16 protein-coding genes are annotated in these 18,830 nt (G+C 74.7%); 12 read left to right on the plus strand and 4 right to left on the minus strand.

What is annotated here, in order from left to right; genetic code table 11:
* The first annotated feature begins 187 nt into the window (after nucleotides 1–187).
* The 10 genes from mbhE (at nucleotide 188) to H7X46_RS06630 (ending at nucleotide 8,844) form a co-directional block, all read left to right on the plus strand.
* Nucleotides 188–2,575, plus strand: a complete 2,388-nt coding sequence (gene mbhE / locus H7X46_RS06585; protein ID WP_186358554.1) for a hydrogen gas-evolving membrane-bound hydrogenase subunit E — start codon at nucleotides 188–190, stop codon at nucleotides 2,573–2,575.
* Nucleotides 2,572–3,189 carry an MnhB domain-containing protein gene (locus H7X46_RS06590; protein ID WP_186358555.1) on the plus strand — a complete coding sequence of 206 codons (618 nt, stop codon included), beginning with the start codon at nucleotides 2,572–2,574 and terminating at the stop codon, nucleotides 3,187–3,189. Before mbhE ends, H7X46_RS06590 begins: the two co-directional genes overlap by 4 nt.
* A 20-nt stretch (nucleotides 3,190–3,209) precedes the next feature.
* The gene (locus tag H7X46_RS06595; protein WP_186362486.1) at nucleotides 3,210–3,641 is read left to right on the plus strand and encodes a Na(+)/H(+) antiporter subunit C; all 432 of its coding nucleotides are present in this window, start codon (nucleotides 3,210–3,212) and stop codon (nucleotides 3,639–3,641) included.
* 5 nt (nucleotides 3,642–3,646) lie between these two features.
* Complete coding sequence (locus H7X46_RS06600) at nucleotides 3,647–5,326, plus strand: Na+/H+ antiporter subunit D (RefSeq protein ID WP_255426386.1); 1,680 nt, start codon at nucleotides 3,647–3,649, stop codon at nucleotides 5,324–5,326.
* Entirely contained in the window at nucleotides 5,323–6,171 is an 849-nt protein-coding gene (locus H7X46_RS06605) for a Na+/H+ antiporter subunit E (protein WP_186358556.1), read from the plus strand. Before H7X46_RS06600 ends, H7X46_RS06605 begins: the two co-directional genes overlap by 4 nt.
* Nucleotides 6,168–6,434, plus strand: a complete 267-nt coding sequence (locus H7X46_RS06610) for a monovalent cation/H+ antiporter complex subunit F (RefSeq protein WP_186358557.1) — start codon at nucleotides 6,168–6,170, stop codon at nucleotides 6,432–6,434. The genes H7X46_RS06605 and H7X46_RS06610 overlap by 4 nt, the downstream gene beginning before the upstream one ends.
* Complete coding sequence (mnhG, locus tag H7X46_RS06615; protein WP_186358558.1) at nucleotides 6,434–6,829, plus strand: monovalent cation/H(+) antiporter subunit G; 396 nt, start codon at nucleotides 6,434–6,436, stop codon at nucleotides 6,827–6,829. The genes H7X46_RS06610 and mnhG overlap by 1 nt, the downstream gene beginning before the upstream one ends.
* A gap of 88 nt (nucleotides 6,830–6,917) precedes the next feature.
* Entirely contained in the window at nucleotides 6,918–7,442 is a 525-nt protein-coding gene (locus H7X46_RS06620) for a gamma carbonic anhydrase family protein (RefSeq protein ID WP_186358559.1), read from the plus strand.
* A complete protein-coding gene (locus H7X46_RS06625) occupies nucleotides 7,442–8,122 on the plus strand; it encodes a uracil-DNA glycosylase (RefSeq protein WP_186358560.1) in 681 nt (226 codons plus the stop codon). The genes H7X46_RS06620 and H7X46_RS06625 overlap by 1 nt, the downstream gene beginning before the upstream one ends.
* Nucleotides 8,123–8,247: 125 nt before the next feature.
* A complete protein-coding gene (locus H7X46_RS06630; RefSeq protein ID WP_370588642.1) occupies nucleotides 8,248–8,844 on the plus strand; it encodes a DUF1707 domain-containing protein in 597 nt (198 codons plus the stop codon).
* A gap of 194 nt (nucleotides 8,845–9,038) precedes the next feature.
* Here the strand turns inward: H7X46_RS06630 and H7X46_RS06635 are convergent, their stop codons facing one another.
* The 3 genes from H7X46_RS06635 to rpmB all read right to left on the minus strand — a co-directional run bounded on the left by H7X46_RS06635 (nucleotide 9,039) and on the right by rpmB (nucleotide 13,922).
* The gene (locus H7X46_RS06635; protein WP_186358561.1) at nucleotides 9,039–11,246 is read right to left on the minus strand and encodes an HNH endonuclease signature motif containing protein; all 2,208 of its coding nucleotides are present in this window, start codon (nucleotides 11,244–11,246) and stop codon (nucleotides 9,039–9,041) included.
* 399 nt (nucleotides 11,247–11,645) lie between these two features.
* Entirely contained in the window at nucleotides 11,646–13,433 is a 1,788-nt protein-coding gene (locus tag H7X46_RS06640; protein WP_186358562.1) for a thiamine pyrophosphate-requiring protein, read from the minus strand.
* Between the two features lie 297 nt (nucleotides 13,434–13,730).
* Nucleotides 13,731–13,922, minus strand: a complete 192-nt coding sequence (gene rpmB / locus H7X46_RS06645; RefSeq protein ID WP_186358563.1) for a 50S ribosomal protein L28 — start codon at nucleotides 13,920–13,922, stop codon at nucleotides 13,731–13,733.
* 146 nt (nucleotides 13,923–14,068) lie between these two features.
* On the opposite strand from rpmB, the gene H7X46_RS06650 reads away from it, so the two are divergent.
* Complete coding sequence (locus H7X46_RS06650; protein ID WP_370588643.1) at nucleotides 14,069–15,697, plus strand: DAK2 domain-containing protein; 1,629 nt, start codon at nucleotides 14,069–14,071, stop codon at nucleotides 15,695–15,697.
* Nucleotides 15,698–17,863, plus strand: a complete 2,166-nt coding sequence (gene recG / locus H7X46_RS06655; protein WP_186358564.1) for an ATP-dependent DNA helicase RecG — start codon at nucleotides 15,698–15,700, stop codon at nucleotides 17,861–17,863. It abuts the gene before it with no gap.
* Between the two features lie 6 nt (nucleotides 17,864–17,869).
* On the opposite strand, the gene H7X46_RS06660 is transcribed toward recG, so the two are convergent.
* A complete protein-coding gene (locus tag H7X46_RS06660) occupies nucleotides 17,870–18,697 on the minus strand; it encodes a hypothetical protein (protein ID WP_186358565.1) in 828 nt (275 codons plus the stop codon).
* Nucleotides 18,698–18,830: the final 133 nt, after the last annotated feature.

Raw genomic sequence — 18,830 nt, forward strand, 5'->3', positions numbered from 1 at the left:
TTCCGGCAAGCCCCTGGACGGGTGAGCCCCGGTACGGTGTCGGGCGAAACGTCCGGTTGCGACGATAGGATGGTGCCGGCGTCGTCGCCGTGTCCCGGCCGGTGATCGGCCCGCGACCGCCCTCGCCGCTCCCCGGACCGCCCCGTGAGGCGAGTGACCAGCCGTCCGAACGACCCCAGGAGGTTCGGTGCTCGCCGTCGTCGCGGCCCATCTCGGCTTGGCGCTCTGCCTACCCGCACTCGCCCGCTACGACCGGCGGCTCGCCTTCGGCGCGGGTGCCGCCCTGCTGGCTGCGACCCTGGTCTGGGCGCTGACGCAGTGGTCCGAGGCGCTGGGTCCCGGCGTCACCGAGGTCGTCGCGTGGGCCCCCGAGCTCGGGCTGTCGCTGAGCCTGCGGATGGACGCGCTCGCCCTGGCGATGATCGTCCTGGTGTCCGGGGTCGGTGCCCTGATCATGGTGTACGCGGCCTGGTACTTCGGGCCGCGGTCGCGGGACGCGCCGCGGTCCGCCGCCCTGCTCGTGACGTTCGCCGGGACGATGCTCGGCCTGGTCCTGGCCGACGACCTGCTCACCCTGTACGTGTTCTGGGAGCTGACGTCGCTGGCGTCGTTCCTGCTGGTCGGGCAGGGCGGCCGGTACCGGGAGAACCGGCGGGCCGCGGTCCAGGCCCTGGTCGTCACCGTGTCCGGCGGGCTGGCGATGCTGCTGGGGATCGTGCTGCTCGGCGGGCTCTCCGGGACCTACGCGATCCCGGAGATCACCGCCGCCGCGCACGCCGGCACCCTCGCACCGGACCGGCCGCTCGCGCTCGCGGCCGCGCTCGGGCTGATCCTGCTGGGGGCGCTGACCAAGTCGGCGCAGGTGCCGTTCCACCCCTGGCTGCCGTACGCGATGGCGGCCCCGACGCCGATCTCGGCGTACCTGCACGCCGCCTCGATGGTGAAGGCGGGGGTCGTGCTGGTGGCCCGGCTCGGCCCGGCGTTCGCGGCGTTCGGTGTGTGGTGGGTGCCGGTGACGGTGCTGGGGTGCGTGACGATGGTCCTCGGCGGGTGGCGGGCACTGCGCCAGACCGACCTCAAGCGGCTGCTCGCGTTCGGGACGGTCAGCCAGCTCGGCTTCCTGATGGTGCTCTTCGGCACCGGGTCCCGGGTCGCGGCGCTGGCCGGGATCGCGATGCTGCTGGCGCACGGGCTGTTCAAGGCCCCGCTGTTCATGGTGGTCGGCGCCATCGACAAGGCGTGCGGCACCCGGGACCTGCGCGAGCTGTGCGGGCTCGGGCGTCGCCGGCGTGGCCTGGCCGTGCTGTCGACGCTGGCCGCGCTGTCCATGGCCGGCCTGCCGCCGATGCTCGGTTTCGTGGGCAAGGAGGCCGCCTACGAGGCGTTCCTGCTCGAAGGCGGTGTCCGCGGCGGGCTGGTCCTGGCCGTCCTGGTCGGTGGCTCGCTGCTGACGGCGGCCTACACCGCACGGTTCCTGTGGGGCGCGTTCTCGACCAAGGGATCGCAGCCCACCGGTGGCGACCCGGTGCCGCCCGGCCTGTCCGGCCCGGCCTGGCTGTGCGCGCTGGCCGGCCTGGCCGCCGGGTTCGCCGCGCCCACGGTGCAGGAGCTGGCCGCGGCGTACGCCCGCCCGTTGCCGGCACTCGGCGACCCGGGTGCCGCGCAGTACACCCTCGCACTCTGGCACGGCGTCGGGCCGGCGCTGCTGCTCTCGGTGGTCGCCGTCGCCGGCGGCCTGCTGCTGCACCGCTCCGGGATCCCGGGGAGCCTGCACGTCCGGTTCCCCGCGCCGTCCGCGCAGCGCGGCTACGAGGCGGTCGTGACCGGTCTGGAACGGACGGCCATCGCCGTCACCGGTCGGCTGCAGATCGGGTCGCTTCCGGTGTACCTGGGCTGCATCCTGGCCGTCCTGGTCGCGCTGCCCGGCACGATGCTGCTGGTGGGGGGCGCGATGCCCGGGAACCAGCAGCTCTTCCACTCGGTCATGCAGGTCCCGGTCGGGCTGATGGTCGTCGTCGCCGCGCTCGCGCTGACCCGGGCCCGGCGCCGGTTCACCGCGGTGCTGCTGGTCGGCGCGGTCGGCTACGGCATCGGCGGGCTGTTCGTCATCGACGGTGCCCCGGACCTCGCGCTCGCCCAGTTCCTGGTGGAGACGCTCACGCTGGTCGCGTTCGTGTTCGTGCTGCGGCGGCTGCCCGCGCACTTCGCCGAGCCGGACGCCGGCCGCCGGGTCCGCGCTCCGAAGGTGGTGACGGCCGCGTGCGGCGGCCTGCTCGTCGCCGGGATGGCGGTGGTGCTGTCCGGGGCCCGGACGCTGCCGCCGTCGACCACCGCACCGTTCGTCGCGAACGCACCCGAGGCCGGGGCCACCAACCTCATCAGCGCGATCCTGGTCGACTTCCGGGCGCTGGACACCATCGGGGAGATCACCGTCCTGCTCATCTGCGCCGCCGGTACCGCCGGCCTCGTGCTCGCCACCCGCTACGACCGGAGGACCGACGACGCCCGGACCGGCGAGACCGTCGTGAACAGCGGTGCCGGTGTGCCGGAGCACGAGAAGGAGGTGCTGGGATGACCGCGCGCGACACCTCGGCGGACCGGGCCTCGGGCCCGCCCCCGGAGGCGCCACCGGAGCGGCCGCCGCCCGGTGGATCCGGCCGGTGGGACCAGCCGAGCGCCGGGTGGATGCTGCCCGGCACCACCCCGGACTCCCGCGGGCGCACCCTGGTGCTCGAGGCGGCCGCCCGGCTGCTGTTCCCGACCGTGCTCGTGTTCTCGCTGTACCTGCTGCTCGAGGGGCACTACGGGCCGGGCGGCGGCTTCTCCGGGGGGCTGGTCGCCGGGCTGGCGTTCGTGCTCCGGCACATCGCCGGCAGCGAGGACCCCGGCGCTCCGTTCGGGATCCGCCCGCCGGTGATCGCCGGGACCGGGCTGGTCATCGCCGTCCTCACCGCGCTCGCCCCGGTGGTGGCCGGAGACCCGGTGCTGTCCTCGACGAAGTGGTACCTCCCGCTCGGGCCGTTCGGCCAGGTCGACGTCGTGAGCAGCCTGATCCTCGACGTCGGGGTCTACCTGCTCATCATCGGCGTGGTGCTGGACCTGCTGCGCTCGCTGGGCTCGGGCATCGCCCGGGACGCCCGCGCGGCCGGCGAGCACCTCCCGCCCGGGACCGCGGGAGGTGACCGGTGAGCGCGACGATCAACATCAGCATGGCGCTGGTCCTCGCCGTGCTCTACTCCGTCGGGTTCTACCTGCTCATGCAGCGGTCGCTGATGCGGGTGCTGATGGGCATCGTCGTGCTCGGGCACGGCGCGAACCTGCTGCTCCAGCTGGCGGGTGGTCCACCCGGCCGGGCGCCGATCATGGACGCCGTCCTGCCGGAGGAGATCACCGACCCGCTGCCGCAGGCGCTCGCGCTGACCGCCATCGTGATCACTTTCGCGTTGACCACCTACCTGCTGGCGCTGGGCTACCGGTCCTGGGTGCTCGTCGGGCACGACGAGGTGCAGGACGACGTCGAGGACCGCCGCATCGCCGCCCGCACCCCGGACGGCGCGATGGAGGAGGGCACCGCGGAGGAGACCGACGCCGGGCCCGAGGACACCGCCGACTCGCACGAGCTCGAGGAGGCCCGCCGGTGACGCCGCTGCAGGTGTGCGTGACGCTGCCGGTGTTGCTGCCGATGCTCGGTGCGGCGACCAGCGTGATCGTCGGCCGGCACGCCTCGCTGCAGCGCGTGGTCGGCGTCGTGACCCTCGCCGCGGCCTGCGTGGTCGCCGCCGTCCTGCTGGTCGCCGCGGACGCGCACGGCCCGGTCGTCGCCGAGCTCGGTGGGTGGTCGGCCCCGACGGGCATCGTGCTGGTCGCCGACCGGGCGTCGGCGCTGCTGCTGCTCATCTCGACGCTGGTCACCCTCGCGGTGCTGGTGTACGCGATCGACCAGCGGATCTCCGACTACGGCCGGGAGACGGCCAGCACCACCTTCCACCCGATCTTCCTGCTGCTGTCCGCCGGCGTCTCGCTGGCCTACCTGACCGGGGACCTGTTCACCCTGTTCGTCGCGTTCGAGATCATGCTGGCGTCCAGCTACGTGCTGATCACGCGGCGGACCTCGGCGTCCCGGATCCGGTCCGGCATGACGTACGTGATCGTCTCGCTGATGTCGTCGCTGCTGTTCCTCACCGCGGTCGCGCTGGTGTACGCGGCGACCGGCACGGTCAACCTGGCCGACCTCGCCGGCCGGGTCGAGTTGCTGCCGGACGGGCTGAAGACGGTCCTCGCGCTGGTCCTCGTCGTGGTGTTCGGGATCAAGGCCGCGATCGTCCCGCTGCACTTCTGGCTGCCCGACAGCTATCCCAACGCCCCCGCACCGGTCACCGCCCTGTTCGCCGGCCTGCTGACCAAGGTCGGGATCTACGCGCTGCTGCGCACCCAGACGCTCGTCTTCCCCCAGGACCATCCCTCGACGCTGCTGCTGGTGATCGCCGCCGTCACCATGGTCGTCGGCGCGCTGGGTGCCGTCGCGCAGGACGACCTCAACCGCCTGCTGTCGTTCCTGCTGGTCAGCCACATCGGGTTCATGCTGTTCGGGCTGGCGGTCTACACCCCGTCCGGGATCGCGGGGACGGCGCTCTACGTCGTCCACCACATCACGGTGCAGGCCACGCTGTTCCTGGTCAGCGGGTTGATCACGCGGCGGACCGGGACGGTGTCGATCGCCCAGATGGGCGGGCTCGCGCAGACCGCGCCGCACCTGGCGGTGCTGTTCGCGATCCCGGCGATCACGCTGGCCGGGCTGCCGCCGACCTCGGGTTTCGTCGCGAAGCTCGCGCTGCTGCGGGCCGGTGCGGACGCGGGGACGGCGGCCTCGGTCGTCACCGGGGTCGTCGTGCTGGCCAGCCTGCTCACGCTGTACGCGGTGACCCGGGTGTGGGTGCGGGTGTTCTGGGGCGCCCCGAAGGAACCCCTGGTCGACGACGACCCGAACGACGAGCTGGTCGTCGGGACCGCCCGCAGCGCGCGCGGCATGTACGTCGGTGCCGCGTCGCTGGTGGTGGTCAGCCTCGTCATCGCGCTGTTCGCCGGGCCGCTGTCGGCGGTCACCTCGCGGGCCGGGGCCGACCTGCAGGACCGGGGCCCGTACCGGAGCGCGGTGCTCGGCCCGGACGAGGTGCCCGGTGGATCCGGGCCGGAGCCGGTCGCGACGGTCCCTGATGGACGCGGGACTGCGCCGGTCGCGGCGGTCCCCGATGGACCCGGGACTGCGCCGGTCGCGGCGGTCCCCGGGGGTTCCGTGGCCGGCGCGCGCGAGGGGGCGGGCCCGTGAGCGAGGACCGCACGACCCGCGACCCCGCGCGGGGCGGCCCCGGTCCCGCCGGCGACGGCGAGGTGGGCCGGCCCGGGGCGGACGTGCAGCCGGCGGGAGCGGGCCCCGGCTCGCCGGACGCGGGCGTGGACGCATCGGGGGCGTCTGCCGCCCCACCGGGGGCGACCGCCGACTCACCCGAGGGGCGCCACGACCAGCAGGTGTCGGGCGCCGAGACCGGTGAGGACGGTAAACCGGCCGGTGACGGCCGTCCGGAGCCGCCCCGGCTGCGCGGCCACCTGCTGCGCCGCGTCCCGCAGGTGCTGGCGCTGGCGCTCGTGTGGGTACTGCTGTGGGCCACCCTCACCCCGGCGACGATCGTCGGCGGCCTGCTCGTCGGGTTGCTGGTGACGGCGCTGTTCCCGCTGCCGCTGCTGCCGGAGCGGCTCCCGTTGCGCCCGCTGAAGGTGCTTCGGCTGGTCGGCTTCCTGCTGCAGGACCTCGTCGTCTCGGGCGTGCGGGTGAGCATGGTGACGCTGGTGCACGGGCCGCGGGCCCGGTCCGGGATCGTCGCCCTGCCGCTGTGCACCGGCTCGGACCGCACGGTCACGACGCTCGTCGCGGCGTGCGCGCTGACCCCCGGCAGCTTCGTCCTGCAGATCGACCGCGAGCGGCGGCGCTGGTACGTGTACGCGCTCGGGCTGCACCGGCCGGGCGCCGTCGAGCGGGTGCGCCGGGACATGATGACGCTGCAGCGCCGCGTGGTCGACGCGCTCGGCAGCGAGGCCGACATCCGGAGCTGCCGGGACGCCGTGGCCGCGGTCGCCGCGGGCCGCGACGGATCCGAGGGGAGTGGGACACCGTGACCGCCGTGTACGCCGTGGTGCTGGCCATGCTGACCACGGCGGCGCTGCTGACCCTGGCGCGGCTGCTGAGGGGCCCGACCACGCTGGACCGGATCGCCGCGCTGGACGTCTTCGTGGTGCTCATCGTGGCCGCGGCCGCGGTGTACGCCGCGATCTACTCGGACGGGTCGAACATCCCGCTGCTGGCGGCCGTCGCCCTGATCGCGCTCGTCGGCTCGGCGACGGCGGCCCGGCTCGTCGAGCGATGGGAGCGGCACCGCTGATGGCGATCTCCGACGTGCTGTCCGCAGCGCTGCTGCTCGCCGGCGGGCTGTCCTGCCTGCTGGGCGCGCTCGGCCTGGTCCGGCTGCCCGACCTACCGGCCCGGCTGCAGGCGACGACGAAGCCGCAGACCCTCGGGCTGATGCTGATCCTGCTGGGCGTCGCGATCCGGCTGGAGTTCGTGAACTCGGCGACGCTGGTGCTCGTGATGCTGTTCCAGGTGCTGACCGCTCCGGTGATCTCCCAGGTGGTCGGACGGTCGGCGTACCGCAGCGGCGCGATCGACCGGGACTCGCTGGTGGTCGACGACCTGGCGGCGTGGACGGAGGCCGACGGCGACGACACTTCCCACGGGCGGACCGCTCGTGACGAGGGCGGTGTGCGGCCCGACCGGTAGCGCGACGAACGGTCCGCTCGTGACGTCCCCGAAGTGGCGCGCGGGGGCGGTGCGCCGGGCGGGGGAGGGACGCTCGTACCCTCCCGGTGTGCCTGTGTACGCGCTCGGTGACGCCGAACCGGACATCCATCCGACCGCCTACGTCCACCCGGACGCCGTCGTGATCGGCAACGTGACGCTCGGCCCGGAGTCGACGGTCTGGCCGACCGCCGTGCTGCGCGGCGACGACGGCCGCATCGAGGTCGGCGCCCGCACGAGCATCCAGGACGGCTCGATCATCCACACCACCCTGCGCCGGGCGACGGTGATCGGCGACGAGGTGACGGTCGGGCACAACGTGCACATCGAGGCGGCGACGATCGCCGACCGGGCGCTGATCTCGTCCGGCTCGGTGGTGCTCAACGGCTCGGAGATCGGGGAGGGCGCGGTCGTCGCTGCCGGCGCGGTCGTGTCGCCGAACGCCGAGGTTCCGGCGTACCGGATGGCGCTCGGTGTCCCCGCCCGGGTGCGGGAGGGCTACGAGGTCCCCGCCGACCGGTGGAAGCACTCCGTGGAGTCCTACGTGGACCGCGGGCGGCGGTTCCGTGCACAGCTGCGGAAGCTGGAGGGCTGATGGCCGCGAAACCGCTGCACGAGGTCGTCGAGGCCGGCTGGGCGCAGGCCCTGGAACCGGTCGCCGACACCGTGACCCGGATGGGCGAGTTCCTGCGGGCCGAGCTCGCCGCCGGGCGTCGCTACCTGCCCGCCGGGGCGAACGTGCTCCGCGCGTTCCAGCAGCCGTTCGAGTCGGTCCGGGTGCTGATCGTCGGGCAGGACCCGTACCCGACGCCCGGGCACGCGGTGGGGCTCTCGTTCTCGGTCGCGCCGGAGACCCGGCCGCTGCCGCGCTCGCTGCAGAACATCTTCCGCGAGTACAGCGAGGACCTCGGGCACCCGGCGCCGTCGACCGGGGACCTGTCGCCGTGGACCGAGCAGGGCGTGCTGCTGCTCAACCGGTGTCTCACCGTCGCCCCGGGCGAGCCCGGCTCGCACCGCAACAAGGGCTGGGAGGAGGTCACCGAGCAGGCCATCCGGGCGCTCGTCGCCCGGGACGCCGAGCCGATGGTCGCGATCCTCTGGGGCCGCGACGCACGCAACCTCGCCCCGCTGCTGACCGACGTGCCGCTCATCGAGTCGGCGCACCCGTCCCCGATGTCGGCCGACCGCGGGTTCTTCGGGTCGCGGCCGTTCAGCCGGGCGAACGACCTGCTGGAGGAGATCGGCGGGGAGCCCGTTGACTGGAAGCTGCCCTGAGCGGAGCTTGCGGAGCGAGCATCGGCGCTGAGCGGAGCTTGCGGAGCGAACATCGGCGCTGAGCGGAGCTTGCGGAGCGAACATCGGCGCTGAACCGGGCGGCCACGCTGGCTAGGCTGGCCTGTGTGACCGACCCGGACTCGATCCGCATCTCCGACGCCGACCGGGAGGCCGCCGCCCGCCGGCTGCACGACGCGCTCGGCGAGGGCCGGATCACCCTTGTCGAGCTCGAGGAGCGGTTGGACGCCGTCTACGCCGCCCGGACGGCCGCGGAGCTGCGCCCGCCACTGTCCGACCTGCCGGGCGGGCTCCCGCCCTCGGTGACGGCCGCGGCAGGGGCACCGGTGGACCCGGCGGAGCGCGTGCACCTGCGGACCGGGGCCGGCACGGTCAAGCGCACCGGGGACTGGCAGGTGCCCGCGGCGCTGCGGCTCACGACGAGCATGGGCACCATCCACCTGGACCTCTCCGAGGTACGCCGGCTGCCGCCGCGGATCGACGTCGAGGTGTCGACGGGCATGGGCGAGATCGTGCTCGTGCTGCCCGAGGGTGGCAGCGCCGAGGTCGACGGCGTGCGGGGCTCCTGGGGCGAGGTGAAGACGAAGGTCCCCGCCGCGCCCGGTGGCACCGGACCGCACCTCGTCGTGCACGGCAAGGTGGGCATGGGGTCGCTCACCGTGCGGGCCTCTCGGAAGGGCTGGTGGAAGGCCGTCCTGGGGTAGGCGCCAGGACGACATCGTCGCCAGCGGCCTCGAGGTCGTGCAAATCTGCGGCCGTGGGCTGACCGGAACCGACCAGCCGTGGGCTCCCAGGCACCGGCCGTCCGGCGCGGCATGCCGGTCACCATGCCTGAGCCCGGCTCCGGAACATGCAGGAGCTCGGTACCGCCTCCCTCGGACAGAGCGGCAGAACAGGGTCAGAACGGTGGCGGCTCGTCGTCCGGCTTCCGTTTCGGTTTCGGTTTCGGTGGTGGTGGCAGGGGCGGGTTGGTCGCCGGGCGTTGCAGCAGCGGTGTGTCGTGTTTCCGCAGGTCCCCGTCGACTTCGGCGGCGCTCTGCTCGCCCGGCTGCTCGTGCTCCTGCGACTCGGGCGCGGTCGGCTCGGGGTCGGGGAGGTCGGGGCGGACGGGTTCGCCGCGGGTGCGGTAGGTGCGCCCCAAGGGGCTCTTCCAGCAGAACCGGCCGGGTTCGGGTTGGGTCAGGGTCCAGCCGCGGTCCTTGTCGGCGTGGTGGCGGCCGCAGGCGGGCCCGATGTTGGCCGGCACGGTCGGTCCGCCGTGGTCGTGGTCGGTGGTGTGGTCGAGCTCGGAGCGTCGGGCCGGGCGGGTGCAGCCGGGGCCGATGCAGGTGCGGTCGCGGACGTGGATGTGGGTGGCCAGTGGTCCGCGGGCGAACCGGGCGGTGGGATCGGCGTCGAGTCGGGTGCGCCGGGTGTCGCGGTCGGCCCAGGCGCGGGCGATCTCGGCCAGCAGTGGGTGCCAATCGGCCAGCCCGGGGTCGGCGGCATAGCGGTCGAGTTCGTCGAGGCTGATGTGGAGCTCGACGACGCCGCCGCGCACCGGCGGCGCGCCCGACGGGGCGCCGGGCGGGTTCTCCCGGTTCGGTGTGCCGGGCGGGTTCGGGCCGTTCGGGGCACGGGTGCGGGGGCGGCGGCGCAGGGGGCCGGCCAGCAGGAGGTAGCCGTCGGGGTCGGTGATGGCGAAGATCCAGCGGGCGCCGCGGCGTTGGGTGGTGGCGGCGGTGCGGGCGGTGTGGGCGGTGATCGGGCCGAGGCCGGGGATGTCGCCGGGGCGGTCGTCGCGGCCGGCCAGGGTGCCGAGTCCGACGCGGAGTTCGATGCCTTCGCGGGTGGCGACCCGGTCGTGCGCCCACCGGTCCTGGGCCGGCTGCTCGGCCGCGAGCGGGTCCCCGGCCGGGCCGGTCGACGGCCCGCCCGCAGAAATCGACCCGGTCCCAGGGCTGGTTCTGGTGGCGGAGCCGGTGCCGGTGGCGGGGCCGGGTCCGGTGTCACGTTCGGTGGGATCACGATCAGCAGAGTCGCCGGAACCGGAGTCGGAGCCGGCGGCCGAGTGGACGTCCGCTTCGGAGTAGCCGTCGGAGTCGACGTCCGAGTCGATCTCGGCGGCCGAGTCGACGTCCGCCTCGGTGTCGGACCCGGTGTCGGGCCCGGTGTCAGCGGCCCCGAAGCCGGACTCGCCCGCGCCGACCTCGCCGTCGTCAGTGTCGGCCGTGTCGGTGTCGCCGGTGGTGGTGTCGGTGGGCTGGTCTTCGGGGCGTGGGGAGGCCAGGAGCCGGTCGATGATCTCGGCCTCGGTCAGGCCGTGGAAGGCGCCGTCGAGCATCCCCAGATACAGATCGGTGCTGATCTGGGCCAGGGTGCCGGGGTGTCCGGCCCGCCGGCAGGCGGCGGCCAGCCGGTCCAGGCGGGCGGCCGCGGCGGCGGCCTCGTCGGCGGGCAGCCCGGTGCCGGTCAGGGTGGCGGTGCCGGTGTGCGGGTCCAGGTAGAGCACCAGGCCGCGGGCCTGCACGGCACGCTGGTAGCGGCGCCGCCGCAGGGCCGGGTTCAGGTGCAGCAGGGCCCGGTAGAGCCGGTCGCGCAGCTGGGCGGTGGTCCACCCCGGCGCCTGGGGCAGGAACCGGTCGCACAGCTTCCGGGCCTGCTCGGCGGTGAGGTCCCCGGTGCCGGGGTCGAGGTAGTCGACCAGCACCCGGGCCTTGGCCAGGTCGATCCGACCCTCCTCGAGGGCGGTGAACACCCACGGCAGCCGCTGGCACAGGGTGGTGGCGAACCCGAGCTCGCGTTCGGCGCGGGCCCGGGTCCAGGTCAGCCCGGCGGCGATCTCCCCGGCGGCCCACTCGAACTGGTCTTCCGACCGCACAACGGCCTCGGCCCGAGAGGCGGTGTTCTCGGGCAGGTCGGCCAGCGCGGCCGCGTGGCTGATCTCCACCAGCCCGGCGTAGAACCCGGCGTGTTCGTGGGCGAGCTGGCGGTCGCGGGCCTGCAGCACCTCGACCAGGCGGTCGTTGGGCAGCTTCTCCCACGCCAGTTCGGCCAGGGTGGCGGCGAGCTCCGGGCCGGGCGGCAATCCTGCTGCCCGGTCGATCAGCTCCACCACCTCGGCCATGAATCGAACATACGTACGACCACCGACAGAACGGGCCGCCGGCGGCCATGCTCCGCAAGTTCACCCGGATGGCCCATCAATCCCACCGCTGGCCGGCGCGTCCAGCCAGGCGACGCGGAACGGCTCCAGGGCTGCATCGCGCACCTCGAGCCGCAGCCCCGCTGTCGGCGGTCCGCACGCGACATCCCCACGCCTGCCCTCGTGCATGGCGGCCGGTGTCGCCACGGCGCCGGCGTCGATGGGCGCTGCGCGCGCCTCAGGAACGGCAGCTCGTGCGCCGCACCGAGGCCCGGGACTCCGGCGCTGGCTCGGGCCTTCGAACGCGAGCCGCGCCAGCACACGGCGCGCTCATGGCAGGGGCCATGCGTCCCCCCCCGGGGAGGCCTCCGCGTCCTGCGGTCACCGGCCGGGCAGGAACTCCTGCAGCTTGGACTTCACGCCGGTCTTGAGCACGTCCCAGGCCTCCGGGTCGCCGCGCAGCAGCGCCTCCGCGGTGCTCTCCATCTGGTCCAGGCTGGCGTGCGGCGGGATCGGCGGCACCGCCGCGTCGGTGACGAACTCGACGACGCACGGGCGGTCGGCGGCGATCGCCCGCTGCCAGGCGCTCCCGATCTGGTCCGGCTCGGTGACCTTGATCCCGGCCAGGCCGATGCTCTCGGCGAAGCCCGCGTAGGGGAAGTCGGGGATGTGCTGGGCGAACGGCACGTCCGGCGAACCCGCCATCGCGCGCAGCTCCCAGGTCACCTGGTTGAGGTCCCGGTTGTTGAGCACGCCGACGATCACTCTCGGGTCGGACCACTCGCGGTAGTACTTCGCGATCGTGATCAGCTCATTGATCCCGTTCATCTGCATCGCGCCGTCGCCGACCAGGGCGAACACCGGCCGGTCGGGGTGCGCGAACTTGGCACCGGTCGCGTACGGCAGGCCCGGGCCCATCGTCGCCAGGGTCCCGGACAGCGTGGCCCGCATCCCGCGCCGGATCCGCAGGTGACGGGCGTACCAGTTGGCCGCCGACCCGGAGTCGGAGGTGAGCACGGCGTCGTCCGGGAGCAGCGGGGACAGGTCGTGGAACACCCGCTCCGGATTGATCGGGTCGGCGGTGACCTCGGCGCGCCGGGCGAGGACGTCCCACCAGCGGGCCACGTTCGACTCGACGGTCTCCCGCCAGGACCGGTCGGTCTTGCGGTCCAGCATGGGCAGCAGGGCACGCAGCGTGCCGGCCGCGTCGCCCTGCAGGTTCACCTCGAACGGGTACCGCAACCCGATCATGGTGGGGTCGATGTCGATCTGCACGGCCCGGGCCTGGTCGTACTCCGGCAGGAACTGGCTGTAGGGGAAGCTGGAGCCGATCATGAGCAGGGTGTCGCAGTCGCGCATGAGCTCGTAGGACGGCCGGGTGCCGAGCAAGCCGTTCGAGCCGGTCACGTAGGGCAGGTCGTCGGGCAGCACGTCCTTGCCGAGCAGCGCCTTGCTGACCCCCGCGCCGAGGACGTCGGCCACCTCGGCGACCTCGTCCGCGGCGCCCCGGGCGCCCTGCCCGACCATGATCGCGACCTTGCTCCCGGCGTTGAGCACGTCCGCGGCCCGGCGCAGGTCGGCCTCCTGCGGCACGGGCCGCCCCGTCGAGAGCCCCAGGCTGGAGGGGATCATCTTGAACGCGTGCGTGGGCGGGGAGTAGTCGGCCTCCTGCAGGTCGGCCGGGATGATGATCGCGGTGACCGTGCGGCGGGACAGCGCCACCCGCATCGCCCGGTCGATCAGGTTCGGCAGCTGCTCGGGGACCATCGCGGTCTGCACGTAGTCGGCGGCGACGTCCTTGTACAGCGAGTGCAGGTCGACCTCCTGCTGCATGGAGCCACCCATCGCCGACCGGTTGGTCTGGCCGACGATCGCGACGACCGGCACGTGGTCGAGCTTGGCGTCGTAGAGCCCGTTCAGCAGGTGGATGGCCCCGGGGCCGGAGGTGGCCGCGCACACGCCGACCTTCCCGGACAGCTTGGCGTAGCCGACCGCCTCGAAGGCGGCCAGCTCCTCGTGCCGGGACTGGACGAACCGCGGGGCCTCGTCGCCGGCCCGGGCCCAGGCCGCGACCAGGCCGTTGATGCCGTCGCCGGCGTAGCTGAACACGTGCTCGACATCCCACTCGCGCAGTCGGCGCAGCAGGTGGTCCGCAACGTTCCGTGCCATGCGTCCACTCCTCATCGGTGACGCAGGGCTCGAGGTGGCGGGTGAGGGCCTCGAGCCACGGCACCACCGTCCGTCGGTCGTCCGGGCCGGCGGCGGGCCGCTCCCGGAGGGCCCACCACTTCCTGCGCGTCTGCCCGGCGAAGGCGGGTCGCACACCTTCCGGAGCCGATCCCGGCCGGCCGTTCACCGATCCGGGCGCGGAACAGTGCCCGGGCGGGAGGGTCCGGACACGACGAAGGCCCGGTCCCTGCCGGGATCCGGGCCTCCGGTGGTTCGGGTCTCGCTGCCCGCACCGCGTCAGACGCGGGCGACCTTCCCGGCCTTCAGGCACGAGGTGCAGGCGTTGATCCGGCGGCGGTTCCCGCCGTTGATCGCGGCCCGCACGGTCTGGATGTTCGGGTTCCAGCGGCGGTGGGTGCGGCGGTGCGAGTGCGAGACGGACATGCCGAAGCCCGGACCCTTGCCACAGACGTCGCAGACGGCAGCCACGTCGGACACTCCTCGAGGTTGGCGAACAATTCATGAAGCCCGGGCGTGCCGGGGCTCGGCCGTCAAGTCTAGCGAGCCGCGCGCCGGTACCTCCGCGGGGGCCCGCCACGCAGCTCCGCACGACCCGCCCGACCTAGGCTGGCGGGGTGGCCCCGCCGTTCGACCCTGCGCTGCTGCGCCGCTGGATCGACACCGCCGCCGAGCGGCTCGCCGCCGGCCGGGCCGAGATCGACCGGATCAACGTGTTCCCGGTCGCCGACCACGACACCGGGTCGAACCTGCTGCTCACGGTCCGCGCGGCCGCGGCGGCGCGGCTGGACGGCGGCCCGGTCCGGGCGGCCGCGGCGCTCGCCGCCGCGGCGGTGCGCGGGGCCCGCGGCAACTCCGGGCTCATCCTGTCGCAACTGTTCCGCGGGCTGGCCGAGGAGCTCGCGGCGGACGCCGACGCCGCCGCGACCCGGGGGCCGGGCGAGGTGCTGGCGGGAGCGCTGCGCCGTGCCGCAGCACTCGCCTCGGCCGCGGTCACGGAGCCGCGGGCGGGCACCGCGCTCACGGTGCTCGAGGCCGCCGCCCACGCTCTGGCCGAGCGGGTTTCCCGGCGCGACGGCGGCCCCCGTTCCGGCGAGGGGGACGGGCGCGCAGGGGGCGGCGCGCTGGCCGGGATCGCGCGGGTCGCCGCCGACGCCGCCCGCGAGGTGCTCGCCCGCGGTGCGGGGCGCCCGGCCGAGCTGGTCCGGGCCGGGGTGGTCGACGCCGGCGGGTGCGGCCTCGTCGTCGTCCTCGACGCGCTGGTCGCGGCCGCCGGAGGCACTCCCGGTCCGCCCCCGCCGGTCCGGATCGGCGAGCCCACCGACCCGGACCCCGGTTCCTCGCCGTGCGTGCCGCAGCCGGTCTACGAGGTCACCTACTGGTTGGCCGACCCCGGGCCGGACGCCCTGGACCGGCTGCGGGCCCGGCTGCGCGGGCTCGGCGACTCGGTCGGCGTCGCCGGGGACGGGGCGGGCGGCCACCGGATCCACGTGCACACCACGGAGGCGGGGCCGGCCGTCGAGGCGGGGCTGGCGGTGGGCCGGCCGTCGTCCATCCGGATCGAGGCACTGCCCCCGGCGGCACCGACCCGGGCCCGCGCGGTCCTGTTGATGATCGAGAGCAGCGGTGCGGGGGCACTGGCCCGTGACGCGGGCGGCGACGTCCTCGTCGCCGACCCGGACCCGGCCCTCGACGAGGTGCTCGCCGCGATCCGCGCCACCGGGGCCGCGCACGTCACCGTCCTGCCGTGCGCGACGCAGCGCCGCACGCTCGCCGAGACCGCGGCGGACCGGGTCCGCGGCGAGGGGATCGAGGTCGTGGTCGTCCCGTCGTCCTCGGTGCTGCAGGGCCTGGCCGCGCTGGCCGTGCACGACCCGGACCGGCGGGCGTCCGACGACGTCGTCGCCATGGCCGAGGCCGCCGCCGGGACCCGCACCGGGGGCCTGGCCGTCGCCGAGACCGAGGCGCTCACCTGGGCCGGCCCGTGCCGGCCGGGAGAGGTCCTGGGCCTGTCCGACGGCGAGGTGGTGCTGATCGCCCCCGACCTCGCTGTCGGTGCCCTGTGGTTGGCTCACCGCATGCTCACTGCGGGTGGGGAACTCGTGACCGTGCTGCTCGGCTCGGCCGCCGACGACGCATTGGGCGAGCAGCTCGCCGACGACCTGCGGCGGACCCATCCGGAGGTCGACGTGCTGGTGCACCGGGGGGAGCAGGGCGACTACCCGCTGGTGCTGGGGGTGGAGTAGGTGGACTGGGACCTCGACAGCAGGCTCGACGGGCCGGCCGGGAAGAGGGCGGCGGACGCGCTGGCCCACCTCGGGCTGGAGACGGTCGGCGACCTGCTGCGGCACTACCCGCGGCGCTACGTCGACCGCGGCCGCCTGACCGACATCGCCGGACTGGTCGCCGGGGAGCACGCCACCGTCGTGGCGATGGTCGAGAAGGCGGACCTGCGCTACATGCGCAACCGGCCCCGGCAGCAGATGCTGAAGATCGTCATCCGGGACGAGAAGGGCGGTCAGCTGGAGTGCACCTTCTTCCACGGCCGGAAGCTGGAGCACCTCCTCAGACCCGGCGTGGTCGGCGTGTTCTCCGGCAAGGTCGGGATGTTCGCCAAGAAGCTGCAGCTCACCCACCCGCAGTTCGAGGAGATCGACGAGAACGACTCGCTGCGACCCTTCCTGTCGGTCTACCCGGCGAACGCGAAGGTGACCTCGCAGGCCGTGGCGCGGTCGGTCCGCCAGGTCCTCGACCAGGTCGACGACCCGACCGACCCGCTGCCCGAGGCGCTCCGGGAGCGGGAGGACCTGCCCGATCTGGGCCGGGCCCTGCGCCGCATCCACGTCCCCGAGACCGAGGCCGACATCCACGCGGCCCGGCACCGCCTCGTCTGGGACGAGGCGCTCGGGGTCCAGCTGGCGCTCGCCCTGCGCCGGCACGACGCGGCCGCCCGCCCGGCCCCGCCCTGCCCACGGGTCCCCGGCGGGCTGCTCGACGCGTTCGACTCCGACCTTCCGTTCCCGCTCACCGAGGGCCAGGAGGCCGTCGGTGCGGAGATCGCCGCCGACCTCGCGGGCGAGCACCCGATGAACCGGCTCGTGCAGGGCGACGTCGGTGCCGGCAAGACGATCGTCGCGCTGCGGGCGATGCTGCAGGTCGTCGACGCCGGCAAGCAGGCCGCGATGCTCGCCCCGACCGAGGTCCTCGCCGCCCAGCACGCCCGCTCGCTGCGCGCCATGCTCGGCGCGCTCGGCCGGGCCGGGGAGCTCGACGCCGACGAGGGCGCCACCTCGGTCACCCTGCTGACCGGGTCGATGGGGGCGAAGGCCAAGCGGCAGGCGCTGCTCGACGCCCAGTCCGGGGCGGCCGGCATCGTCGTCGGCACCCACGCCCTGATCCAGGACACGGTGGGGTTCGCCGATCTCGGCCTGGTCGTCGTCGACGAGCAGCACCGGTTCGGGGTCGAGCAGCGCGACGCGCTGCGGGCCCGCGGCGCGAGCGCCCCGCACATGCTGGTGATGACCGCGACCCCGATCCCGCGGACGGTGGCGATGACCGTCTACGGCGATCTCGCCGTGTCCGAGCTGAAGGGGCTGCCGCGCGGCCGGTCCCCGGTGACGACGACCGTCGTCCCGCTGGCCGAGCACCCGTCCTGGATCAAACGGGTGTGGCAGCGGATCCGCGAGGAGGTCGAGCGCGGCCACCAGTGCTACATCGTGTGCCCGCGGGTCGGTGACGCCGACAAGGACGACCCGGAACTGGCGGGACCGCCCCCCGAGAACGGGGAGCCGGACCGGCGGCCGCCGCTGGCCGTCCTCGACATCGCCCCGATGATCACCGAGAAGCTGGCGGGCCTGCGGGTCGGGATCCTGCACGGCAAGCTCCCGCCGGACGAGAAGGACGCGGTGATGCGCGCCTTCGAGGGCGGCGAGCTCGACGTCCTGGTCGCGACCACGGTGATCGAGGTGGGCGTCGACGTGCCGAACGCGACCGGGATCGTGCTGCTCGACGCCGACCGGTTCGGCCTGTCCCAGCTGCACCAGCTCCGCGGCCGGGTCGGCCGGGGCAGGGCGCCCGGGCTGTGCCTGCTGGTCACCGAGATGCCGGCGGCCACCGCCGCCCGCCAGCGGCTGGACGCGGTCGCCTCCACCACCGACGGTTTCGAGCTGGCCCGGCTCGACCTGGAGCTGCGCCGGGAGGGCGACGTGCTCGGCGCCAGCCAGTCCGGGGTCCGCTCCGGGCTGAAGCTGCTGTCGTTGCTGCGGCACGGAGACGTGATCGCCAAGGCGCAGCTGTACGCCCGGGACCTGGTGGACCACGACCCGGAGCTGCGGGAGCACCCGCGGCTGCGCGACCTGGTGGGGGAGACGCTCGGCGACGAGGAGCGGGCGGCCTTCCTCGACAAGGCCTGACGGGGATCAGGAACCGGGCAGCGCGCCGCGGGCCCGCGCGTCCAGCTGGGCCCGCGCCGGGCGGGGCAGGTGGACGACGCCGGCCCGGTCCAGCCGGTCCAGCTCGCTGCGGGCCCGGGCGTACGCGGCCAGCCGCTCCGGCTCGGAGTCCGAGTCCCGGGCGGTGGTCAGGAGCTTCACGACCCGCTCCACGGTGCGGCGTTCCTCCGGGTCGAGCCCGGACAGCCGGATCCGGTCGGCCGCCTCGACGGCCGCCCGCCAGGCCCGGCGGGCCTGCTCGACGGCGCGGACGTACGACGCGCCGTACGGCTCGCCCGGATAGCCGTCGGTGTCGAGCGCCTGCGCGGCGGCGAAGGCGTCGACGAACCGCGCGGTGGGGCCGACCGAGACGTCGGACAGCGCCGGGCGGTGCAGCACCGCGAGCGGGTCGGTCTCGTGCGCGGCGAACTCACCGCGGACGCGCTGGAAGTCGGCGCGGGCGCGGCGCCAGGACTGCTCGGCGGTCACCGCCGCCGTCGGCCCGGCCGCCTCGCCGGAACCGGACGCCGCCGACCGGCGCACCGCGCCCTGCACCGCCCGGAAGGTCCCGACCGCGACCAGGCCGAGGAGCAGGATCGCCAGGATCTGCGCGATCACGACCATCACCATGCCCACCGCCGTCCCCGCGAGGAGCACCACACCGGACACCACGACGACGACCCCGACCGGGTGCCGTGGCCGGCCGCCGTGCGGCAGCCGGTGGTGACGGCGGGCGGCGTGCCGCTCCGCCCGGTGCCCGGCCGGCCCGTGCCACGGGCCGGGGTGGCCGTGCCGCCCGGATGTGCGCCGTGTCATGACTCCTTGCTACCGGAATCGGGGCGGCCGCGGTGCGGTCCGACCGGGTGGCTCTGTGCGCAGGAGCGTCCCGACAGGTGGTCGGCCTGTGGTCCCGGGGCGTCCCACGTGTCAGGATCACCCGCCCGGTCTG

The organism is Pseudonocardia sp. C8 (genome assembly GCF_014267175.1).
Taxonomy (GTDB): domain Bacteria; phylum Actinomycetota; class Actinomycetes; order Mycobacteriales; family Pseudonocardiaceae; genus Pseudonocardia.